The sequence below is a fragment of the Nonomuraea turkmeniaca genome, from assembly GCF_005889735.1.
Lineage (GTDB): Bacteria > Actinomycetota > Actinomycetes > Streptosporangiales > Streptosporangiaceae > Nonomuraea > Nonomuraea turkmeniaca.
Genome location: NZ_VCKY01000332.1, coordinates 1 through 9,495 on the forward strand (window position 1 = coordinate 1; position 9,495 = coordinate 9,495).

The 9,495-nt window shown below is 69.0% G+C and carries 11 protein-coding genes; 7 read left to right on the plus strand and 4 right to left on the minus strand.

The genetic code is table 11. The features are described from left to right. A partial coding sequence (locus ETD86_RS49770) for an ATP-grasp domain-containing protein (protein WP_425465710.1) occupies window positions 1–592 on the minus strand: 592 nt, incomplete at its 3' end. 144 nt (window positions 593–736) lie between these two features. Here ETD86_RS49770 and nudC point away from each other — a divergent pair. Then, the gene (nudC, locus tag ETD86_RS49775; RefSeq protein ID WP_246149448.1) at window positions 737–1,708 is read left to right on the plus strand and encodes an NAD(+) diphosphatase; all 972 of its coding nucleotides are present in this window, start codon (window positions 737–739) and stop codon (window positions 1,706–1,708) included. An 86-nt stretch (window positions 1,709–1,794) separates the two neighbouring features. On the opposite strand, the gene ETD86_RS49780 is transcribed toward nudC, so the two are convergent. Together ETD86_RS49780 and ETD86_RS49785 are read right to left on the minus strand one after the other, a co-directional pair. Then, window positions 1,795–2,043, minus strand: coding sequence for a mycoredoxin (locus ETD86_RS49780; RefSeq protein WP_138673616.1), 249 nt, complete (start codon window positions 2,041–2,043; stop codon window positions 1,795–1,797). Window positions 2,044–2,128: 85 nt separating this feature from the next. Next, window positions 2,129–3,034, minus strand: coding sequence for an alpha/beta hydrolase (locus ETD86_RS49785; protein ID WP_246149449.1), 906 nt, complete (start codon window positions 3,032–3,034; stop codon window positions 2,129–2,131). 152 nt (window positions 3,035–3,186) lie between these two features. Between ETD86_RS49785 and ETD86_RS49790 the strand changes: the two genes are divergently transcribed. From ETD86_RS49790 to ETD86_RS56305, 5 genes are all read left to right on the plus strand, one after another. After that, window positions 3,187–5,220: an ATP-dependent DNA helicase UvrD2 gene (locus tag ETD86_RS49790; protein ID WP_138673622.1), complete on the plus strand. Its 2,034-nt coding sequence runs from the start codon at window positions 3,187–3,189 to the stop codon at window positions 5,218–5,220. 113 nt (window positions 5,221–5,333) lie between these two features. Next, entirely contained in the window at window positions 5,334–6,203 is an 870-nt protein-coding gene (gene tesB, locus ETD86_RS49795; RefSeq protein ID WP_138673617.1) for an acyl-CoA thioesterase II, read from the plus strand. Window positions 6,204–6,329: 126 nt separating this feature from the next. Then, window positions 6,330–6,593, plus strand: a complete 264-nt coding sequence (locus ETD86_RS49800) for a hypothetical protein (protein WP_138673618.1) — start codon at window positions 6,330–6,332, stop codon at window positions 6,591–6,593. Between the two features lie 126 nt (window positions 6,594–6,719). Continuing rightward, window positions 6,720–6,989: a WhiB family transcriptional regulator gene (locus ETD86_RS49805; RefSeq protein WP_043630546.1), complete on the plus strand. Its 270-nt coding sequence runs from the start codon at window positions 6,720–6,722 to the stop codon at window positions 6,987–6,989. Window positions 6,990–7,056: 67 nt separating this feature from the next. Continuing rightward, on the plus strand, window positions 7,057–7,221 hold the full coding sequence (locus ETD86_RS56305; protein ID WP_170223727.1) for a hypothetical protein: 165 nt from the start codon (window positions 7,057–7,059) through the stop codon (window positions 7,219–7,221). 736 nt (window positions 7,222–7,957) lie between these two features. Here the strand turns inward: ETD86_RS56305 and ETD86_RS49810 are convergent. Next, window positions 7,958–8,560 (minus strand): hypothetical protein, encoded by a 603-nt coding sequence (locus tag ETD86_RS49810; RefSeq protein WP_138673619.1) that lies wholly within the window; start codon window positions 8,558–8,560, stop codon window positions 7,958–7,960. A gap of 69 nt (window positions 8,561–8,629) precedes the next feature. Between ETD86_RS49810 and ETD86_RS49815 the strand changes: the two genes are divergently transcribed. Beyond that, complete coding sequence (locus tag ETD86_RS49815) at window positions 8,630–9,259, plus strand: TetR/AcrR family transcriptional regulator (protein WP_170223728.1); 630 nt, start codon at window positions 8,630–8,632, stop codon at window positions 9,257–9,259. Window positions 9,260–9,495: the final 236 nt, after the last annotated feature.

A 9,495-nucleotide genomic window follows, 5' to 3' on the forward strand; every position in this document is an offset into this window, starting at 1 on the left:
CCCGCAGCTCGTCCCCGTCCCCGTCCCCGTCGCCCAGCGTCTCGAGCGTCCGCAGCGGCCCTTCGAGGTACTCCTCCACGACCAGCGCCGCACCCGGCCGCCGCCTCCTGACCGCGGCCACCGCCCCGGCCAGGTCCCGCTCGACGAGTATGACGTCCTCGCTGGCCACACCTTCCCGGGGTTTCAGCACGACCGGATAGGGCAGGTCGCCGGGCACCGGGTCGCCGGGCGCGAGCCGTACCGACCTGACCCGCTCCACACCCGCCTCGAGGAGTTTGCGACGCATCAGGAACTTGTTCTTGGCGGCCACACAGGCCCGCCAGTCCTTGCCGGGCAGCCCGAAGTAGGCCGCGGCCAGCGCGGTCTCCACCTGCAGGTGGTCGGAGTTGGAGAAGATCGCGTCGGGCCTGCCGAGCTGCTCGACCGTGTCGATCAGGGCACGCGGGTCGCGTACGTCGCACGCCACCGCGTCCGGATGTTGCTCCGGCCGATCGGTGAGGATCGTCACCTCGCAGCCCAGTGCGCGGGCCGCGGGCAGGAAGCCGTCCGTGACGGAGTCGGTCGGCTTGAGCGCGGTCAGGTAGAGCCGCAACGCGAAGGCACCCCCGGTGAATCAGGTAAGGCTAACCTAACTGGATGATCCTAGCCGTACCGAGATCGCTCCGGGCCCTGATTCCCTCATCAGGGGCTAATCGCGAGGTCATAGGATGACATGGTATTTGGGAGGGGGCGGCCAGTGGAGACGACCGCGGAAGAGCAACTCATCGGACCCCTGCTTCTGGCGCGGGGCACCATAGACAGATCCGCGGCGCTGCGTGCCGACGGGCGGTGGCTGGAGCAGGCGTGGTCCGACCCTACGACCAGGGTGCTGGTGATCGACGACGGTCACACGCTAGTGCGGCGGATCGGTGACGAGGTGAGCGCGGTGCTGTTCGGCCCCGCGGACGCGCCGCAGGGACAGCGTTACCTGCTGGGGGTGGAGGACGGAGTCAGCTATTTCGCGGTGGCCGCGCCGCTGCCCGGCATGCCCAGGGGTGAGCTCAACGGGCGCGTGATGATCCCGATGAAGCTGCACGAGGCCCCCGAGGGCCAGCCGGTGGCGGCCGGGTTGCGCCAGGTCGGAGGCCTGCTCGGCGACCGTGACGCGGGGTTGCTGGTCTACGCCGTGGCGCTGGAGGCCTGGCACACGACGCACGAATACTGCCCGCGCTGCGGCGCCCGCACCGCCATCCAGGCCGGCGGCCACATCCGGGTCTGTCCGGAGGACGGCAGCCAGCACTTCCCGCGCGTCGACCCCGCCGTGATCATGCTGATCCGCGACGCGACCGACCGCTGCCTGCTCGCCCGCGGCCCGCAGTGGCCGAAGGGCCGGTTGTCGATCCTGGCGGGGTTCGTCGAGCCGGGGGAGTCGCTGGAACACGCCGTCGTACGCGAGGTCGCGGAGGAGGTCGGCGTCACCGTCGTCAACCCCCGCTACCTCGGCAGCCAGCCCTGGCCGTTCCCGCGCAGCCTCATGCTCGGCTTCTTCGCCGAGGCGACATCGACGACGCTCACGCCGGACGCGGAGGAGATCGCCGAGGCACGCTGGTACTCGCGTGCGGAGCTGGTGGCGGCGCTGGAGTCAGGCGAGCTGCGCCTGCCACCGCCCGTGTCGATCGCCCGCCGCCTCATCGAGACCTGGTACGGCGGCGAGCTGGCCTACGACTAGACCTGGTACGCCGCCGAGCCCGCCGCCGTACCAGGCTGGAACGGCGGCGATCGGGCCGCTTCGAGCGGACCTGATGTCGGCGGCGATCAGGCCGCTTCGAGGAGGGCCTTGACCTCGAGGGCGGAGGGGTTCGTCCGTACGACGCGCCCGTTCGAGGTTTCGATCACCACGGTGGGCACGACCTGGTTGCCGTTGTTGACGCTCATCACGAACTCGGCCGCCGACGGGTCACGCTCGATGTCGACCTCGCGGAAGCTGATGCCCTCACGGGTCAGCTGGGCCTTGAGCCGCTTGCATGGGCCGCACCAGGTGGTGCTGTAGACGGTGAGCGCCATGTTGGGACATCCCTCCAAGGTCAGGAAACAGACGCTCCGTGCAACAACGCGAAGTGCCCGGTTAATCCTCGGGCTCCTTGGGGGCTCAGCCGATGCGTTCGGTGATCCACGCCTGTACACGCTCGGCCACGCCGGGCTCGCGGTAGAGGGGCGCGCTGTGGTTGACCCCCGGCTGGGTGATCACCGTCACCGGCACGCCCACCTGGCCGAGCATCTGCTTGAGCAACATGCTCTGCACCGGCGGCACGAATTCGTCCTGCGAGTGGATGGACAACATCGGCGCGTCGCGCCGGCTGGCGTGCCAGGCCACCTCCATGCTGGCCCAGACGCGCGAGCACTTGCCCTTGGGCGCGCAGCCGCCGGCCAGGCGGATCGCGGACTCGCGGAGCTTGCGCTTGCTGGGGTCGGTGGTGTTCTCGCCGTCGGAGTAGGCCCGCAGCGGCGAGATGATCGGCGACAGGCCGACCACGCCCTTGAGCCCGCCGATGCCGTCGCCGTACGTGCCGACGGCCGCGGCGATGTGGCCGCCCGCGGAGAAGCCGACGAGCACATAGTTGTTCGGGTCGAACGCCCACCGGTCGGCGTGCTTGCGCGCCGCGGCGATCGCCGCCAGCGCGTCGGTGCGCTGCGCGGGCCAGGCGGCGTCGCCGGACAGGCGGTAGTTGAGGTTGAAGACCGTGTAGCCGAGCTCGGCGTAGCTGCGGGTGATCTCCTTCATGTACTTCTTGTCGCCGCTCGACCACCAACCGCCGTGGATGAGGAAGACGCCGGGCCGCTCCATGCCGTCCGGGGTCCACCAGACGTCCATCTGCTGGTGCCGGTGGCTGCCGTACGCGACCGTCTCCGTGCTGAGGCCGCCGATGCCGTCGGAGTTAACCGGGTTGCTCACCGTAGGGGAGGGTGTGGGCTCCTTTGTCGTCGCGGTCGCGGCGACGGGTGTGAGCGCAACGGCAGCGAGCGCGAGCGCGCCCACGTAAACCGCAGTTCGCACGGCCTTCCTTTCCCCCATGCAGATGGTCGGCCCCATTGTGGGGGAAGAGACCAGTTCTTTGCATCTCGTTGACGAAGAACATAACCCGGCCCGCATGTTGCCAGAATAAGGTCCTAGGTCGCCAGTACTGGGAAGATGAACGGGTGACGAATGTGGACGACGTCCTGACGGGCCTGGATCCGGAGCAGCGCGCGGTCGCTGAGGCCGTGCGTGGGCCCGTGTGCGTGCTCGCGGGCGCGGGCACGGGCAAGACCAGGGCGATCACCCACCGGATCGCGCACGCGGTACGCAGCGGGGTCGTCGACGCACAGAGTGTGTTGGCTGTGACGTTCACCACTCGGGCTGCTGGGGAGCTGCGCCAGCGGCTGCGCGCGCTGGGGGCGCCCGGTGTGCAGGCCCGCACGTTCCATGCCGCCGCGCTGCGCCAGCTCACCTATTTCTGGCCGCGAGTGATCGGCGGCGAGGCGCCCTCGATCATCGAGTCGAAGTTGCCGGTGCTGGTGGAGGCCTGCCGCCAGATCAGGAAAAATCCGGATCGGTCCGAGTTGCGGGACATCGCCTCCGAGATCGAGTGGGCCAAGGTCACCCAGATAGGCCCGGAGGACTACATCGCCGCCGCGGCCAAATATCACCGCACGCCGCCCGCGCCGGCCGAGGAGATCGCCCGGCTCTACGAGGCGTACGAGCGTCTCCGGCGCGAGCGTCACCTGGTGGACTTCGAGACCATCCTGGAGCTGACCGCGGCCGTGATGACCGAGCACCAGGAGGTGGCGGCGCAGATCCGCCAGCAATACCGCTATTTCGTGGTCGACGAATACCAGGACGTCAACCCGTTGCAGAAGCTGCTGCTCGACACCTGGCTCGGCGGGCGCGACGACATCTGCGTGGTCGGCGACCCCAACCAGACGATCTACTCCTTCACCGGCGCCAGCCCGCGTTATCTGACCGGGTTCGCGGTGGAGCATCCGCAGGCCGCCGTCATCAAGCTGGTCCGCGACTACCGCTCCACCCCGCAGGTGGTCGACCTCGCCAACCTGGTCATCGCCAAGAGCAAGTCGCCGCACCGCCTGGAGCTGCTCGCCCAGCGTCCGGACGGCCCGAAGCCGGCGTTCACGGAGCACGACGACGAGCCCGCCGAGGCCGCCGGGGCCGCCCGGGCCATCAGGAAGCTGCTCGACAAGGGGGTGCCGGCGCGGGAGATCGCCGTGCTGTTCCGGGTCAACTCCCAGTCGGAGGCGTACGAGGAGGCCCTGGCCAAGGCCGAGATCCCGTACATGCTGCGCGGCGCCGAGCGCTTCTTCGAACGCCCCGAGGTCCGCCAGGCGGTCGTCCTGCTCCGCGGCGCCGCCCGCTCGGCCATGGGCGAGCCGCTGGCCTCGGAGGTGCACCACATCCTCGCCGGCGTCGGCCTGACCCCGACACCGCCCGGCGGTGGCAAGGCCAGGGAGAAGTGGGAGTCGCTGAAGGCCCTGGCCGACCTGGCCGAGGACCTGGCCGCCGAGGGCGCCGACCTGCCCGCGTTCGTCGCCGAGCTGGAACGCCGGGCCTCCGAACAGCACGCCCCTCCCGTCGAAGGCGTCACCCTGGCCTCTCTGCACGCCGCCAAAGGCCTCGAATGGGACGCCGTGTTCCTCGTCGGTCTCACCGACGGCATGCTCCCGATCATTTACGCCGAGACCCCGGAGCAGATCGAGGAGGAGCGCCGGCTCCTCTACGTCGGCATCACCCGGGCCCGCGAGCACCTGTCGCTCTCCTGGGCGCTCGCCCGCGCCCCCGGCGGGCGCAAGGGCCGCCGCCCGTCCCGTTTTCTCGACGGCCTCACCGGCCGCGCCTCCAGCCCGCCCCGCCTGGCGCCGGCCGGCCGCGAGCGCCGTACGGTGGCCGCGCCCGTCAGCTGCCGGGTCTGCGCCAAGACACTGGTGGCGGCGGCCGAACAGAAGCTGGGCCGGTGCGCGACCTGCCCGGCGGACTACGACGAGGCGCTGCTGGAGCGGCTGAAGGCGTGGCGCACGGCCACGGCCAAGGAGTCCAAGGTCCCGCCGTACGTCATCTTCACGGACGTGACGCTGCAGGCCATCGCGGAGCGGGCGCCGACGACGGAGCAGGAGCTGCTGTCGATCGCGGGCATCGGCCGCGTCAAGATCGAGCGGTACGGCGCGGCGGTCCTGACCCTCTGCCGCTCGTAACCAGCCCGAAATCCCGGCAGGGGATCATCAGACCTGCCAGGCCGCGTTTGGGAGGAAATGGGGCGGCACGTCAGACTTGTCCGAGGATCGGAACGTAGGAGGGGGACAGAGACGTGAACGAGGCGCTCAAGGAGCTGCTCGACCTGCTCGACCTGGAGCAGATCGAGCTGGACATCTTCCGGGGAAGGAGCCCCGAGGAGCGCATCCAACGCGTCTTCGGCGGGCAGGTGGCGGCGCAGGCCCTGGTCGCGGCCGGGCGTACGGTCACCGGCGACCGCAACGTGCACTCGCTCCACGCGTACTTCATCCGCCCCGGCGACCCGTCGATCCCGATCGTCTACAACGTGGAGCGGGTGCGTGACGGGCGTTCGTTCAGCACCCGCAGGGTCGTCGCGGTCCAGCACGGCAAAGCGATCTTCACGATGTCGGCGTCGTTCCACGTCCTCGAGGAGGGCGCCGAACACCAGGCGTCCGTGATGCCCGCGGTGCCGGATCCCGAGACGTTGCCCACGTTCCAGGAGCGCATGTTCGAGCTGGTCGGCGATCATCCGGAGTTCCGCGACTGGTTGTCGCGGCCCCGGCCCGTGGACTCCAGGCATGCCTCGCCGCTGACCTGGGAGGCGTACGACAAGCCCGAGTTGCGCAGCGCCAAGACCAACGTGTGGTTCCGCTACGACGCCGAGCTGCCCGACGATCCGCTCCTGCACGTGGTGCTGGCCGCGTACGCCTCCGACTTCACGCTGGTCGACACGATCCTGCTGGCGCACGGCATGGCCTGGGGCGTCTCGAACATCATGGGCGCCTCACTGGATCACGCCATGTGGTTCCACCGCCCCTTCAAGGCCGACGACTGGCTGCTCTACGCTCAGGAGTCGCCGTGGTCGGCTGGCGCGAGGGGGCTGGCTCGTGGTGAGATGTTCACCGCGTCGGGCGATCTCGTGGTCTCCGTCGTCCAGGAGGCCATGATCCGGCCACTGAAATAGGGCGACGAAGTTACAAAATCGCAGGTCGAAAATGTGTTGCCCCTTCCCGGGTTCCCGGTTTAGGGTCATGGTCAAGCGAGTCGGACACTCCTGTTCCGACGATCTCGAGAGTGGAGGTGAGCCCCGGTGATCAGCATTCAGATGTCTGCCACGAAGTGGCTCGCTTCCGCATGCCGTGACTCGGTGAGGCTCGTCGATGGGCCGGCCAAGCTGCGGCACGAGAAGTCTGTCCGTAGCCAGGTCGCCGCCTTCTATGCGCGCGCCCACTTCGGCGCGGCTGTGCAAGGCGCTCCCGTCTACGCAGCACGTATCGAACTGCCGGCCAACCAGCTCACCAAGGGTGGACTGTGCGGTCCGCAACCCTGGAGGGATACACCGGTCATAACCTGACCGGCGACAGTAGCCCCCAGGCCGCGGATCCACAGACGGATCCGCGGCCTATTTCTTTGTCCGTGATCCCGACCACCTACGAGGTGTCCGACCAAGATCAAAAAAGATCGACAAAAGGAGAAGAAGATGGGGGCCAAGACGATCATGGACCTGATCGACGAAGCCAAGATCCCCTGTCGTACCGACCCTGACCTGTGGTTCGCCGAGTCGCCGGAGGACGTGGAGTTCGCGAAGGCGCTCTGCGGCGGCTGCCCGATCCAGAAGGCCTGCTTGGACCGCGCGCTCGAGCGCGAGGAGCCATGGGGCGTCTGGGGCGGCGAACTGATCCTCCGGGGGACCGTCGTTCCCCGCAAGCGTCCGCGCGGGCGTCCCCGCAAGCACCCGGTCGCTGCCTGAACAACCGCGCACCTTCTAGCAAGAAAGCGAAAAACCAATGAGGACTCACCCGACTAGGAGCATCGCAGTGTCTGATCTCATCCATGACCTGGTCAATGACCGAATACAAACCCTCCACCGGGAGGCTGCGGAGCAACGTCTCGCTCTGCACGTCAGCCGGGTGCAGCGGGCGCGGCGAGAGGTCAAGAGGGCCAACGACCGCCTCCGCAAGGCCCTGAGCCGGCAGGTCTGACCGGGCAGATCCTGCCGCCGGCGCAGGATCTCCCTGTGAGCCAGATGAATGAAGAGCCGGGCGCACCCAGCGCCCGGCTCTTCCCACGTCCACCACACCCCACACCTCCACGCCACCCGAGGCCCTTCCGCCTCCCGCGACAGGCGCACTCGCCTCGGCCCTTCTGCGCTCGGCAACGCGCGCTCTTGCTTCGGGTCTTCCGCGCCTTGTAAGGCGCGCTCTTGCTTCGGCTCTTCCGCGCCTGGTAAGGCGCGCTCTTGCTTCGGCTCTTCTGCGCCCTGCAACGCGCGCACTTTCTCGGGCTCTTTCGTGCTCGACGACGTGTGCCACCACTTCGGCTCTTCCATGCCCGGCGTCATCTGTCGCCATGTCGGCTCTCCGAGTCCGGCGACGCCTCGCCGTTCCGGCTCCTCTGGGTGCACGCCAGCGTTCCCACCTCGGCCGACGTGCACCCCGAGGGCGCGGCCCCATGGGGTGCATCGCGACAGGTCGGGCACCTTCCGCCCCGGCCCTGAGCGGGCAGGCCGAGCGCAGTCGAGCGCCAGTGCCTCCCGGCTGGGCAGCCGTGCCTAGCTCCTGCGGCCCGGATCTCGGCGGTCGTGCGCCTACGGCTGGCGCCTGGGCGGTCGTGCGCCTACGGCTGGCACCCGGGCAGTCGTGCGCCCATCGTCCGCAACTGGGCAGACGCGCGCCCGCGCCCTCCGCCTCGGCGGTCGTGTGTCCGCGGCACGTATCCCTATGCGGTGGGCCGCACGCCCCTCCTCGCTCCACGGGCCACCGTGACGGGCTCCTCCTCCGCGGACCAGAGCCGTGCCGCCATCCACGCGACACCGACCGCTGCCATAACCAGCCCGCCCAGATAGACGGGCACTGGCACCAGGCTCCGCAGCGACCCGGGAATCATGCCCACGGCGTACAGGCTGACGGCCACGATCGGCATCGCCCTGCCCCGGACCGCGGCCGCGCTGAACGTCAGCACCCCCACCACCATGACGACCGATGTGACCAGAAACGCCCGCCCGGTGCTCCCCGCCAGCAGGGCACTCACCGTGCCACCGCCCAAGTACGGGAAGACGAAATGAAGGATGTACTCGATGGCGAACGCACCAGCCAGCCCCGCCGAGTTGAGCACGTAACCGACGAGCCCGAGACTCCCCGCCGTACCCCGGATATGCAGATAGATCCCCGTGATCGCGAGTAAGCCGGTCAGCGCCGCGAACGGCGCGATGGCGTGTGTGAGAGCCGTCTCCGGCAGGAACCCGGCCCGTCTGGCGGAATTGACCACGAGCAGCAGAGCGCAGATGAACCCCGCCGTCCCCGTGACCCGATAGACCCGCATCTCGAAATGTCCCTTCTCTCGGTGATAACACTCGTTATGATGTGCGTTATCGCCAGATATGGTGAGAGCGTGCCGAGAGACGTAAGCACCCCGAAAGAACTCGGCGCCCTGCGTCAGGACCTGCTCGACGCGGGCATGCGCGTCCTTCGTGACCAAGGGGCGCTGCACCTCACCCTCCGCCGCGTGGCGGACGCCGCCGGCACCTCCACCATGGGCATCTACACCTGCTTCGGCGGCCGCGCCGGCCTCCTCGAGGCGATCTACCGGTACGGCTTCAGCATCCTCCACGAAGCGATGACCACGTCGCTGAACGGCCACACGGACCCGCTCGCCCGGATCATGGCGGTGGCATACGGGTACCGGCGGTTCGCCCTGTCCGATCCCGCCCTCTACGCCTTGATGTTCGAGCGCCCGCTCCCCGACTTTGACCCCTCACCCGAACAGCGCCACGACGCCCTCGGCCTGACCTTCTCCCTGCTCACCGAGGCCACCTCCGCGGCGGCCGACGCCCACCTCATCCGCTCCATCGATCCCGTACGCGCGGCGTACCTGGTGTGGACCACGATCCACGGCATCGTCAGCATCGAGCTCACATGTTCACTCCGCAGCCCGCTCCCGGGCTGGTTCCTGAACTCGCGCGAGGAAGGCGAACGCGTCCTCACCGACGGCGTCAACGCCCTCCTCGCCGGCCTCGCCTAAGGCATTCGCCCCAGGAAAGGGACGGCACACCGCGTCCCGGCCGATCTGCCTGCGTGGGGCACCGGGAGGGACGCTGTCCCGGCTGCACGGGCAGGACACTGTCCCACCGGTGCACTGGGACTCCGCATCTGAGTGGATGCGGCTGGGGCATTGGTCGGTGGCCGTGCTCGCCTCCGAGGATGGGTGGCGGCTGGGACGTTGTTCCTGTCTCTTATACGCGTACTAGGGTCAGATAC

What these genes read in the sequence shown, in the direction of transcription:
- ETD86_RS49780 (WP_138673616.1), bottom strand. Translation starts at nt 2,043, where the DNA reads ATGGCGCTCACCGTCTACAGCACCACCTGGTGCGGCCCATGCAAGCGG.
- ETD86_RS49805 (WP_043630546.1), top strand. Translation starts at nt 6,720, where the DNA reads ATGGGGGCCAAGACGATCATGGACCTGATCGACGAAGCCAAGATCCCC.
- ETD86_RS49810 (WP_138673619.1), bottom strand. Translation starts at nt 8,560, where the DNA reads ATGCGGGTCTATCGGGTCACGGGGACGGCGGGGTTCATCTGCGCTCTG.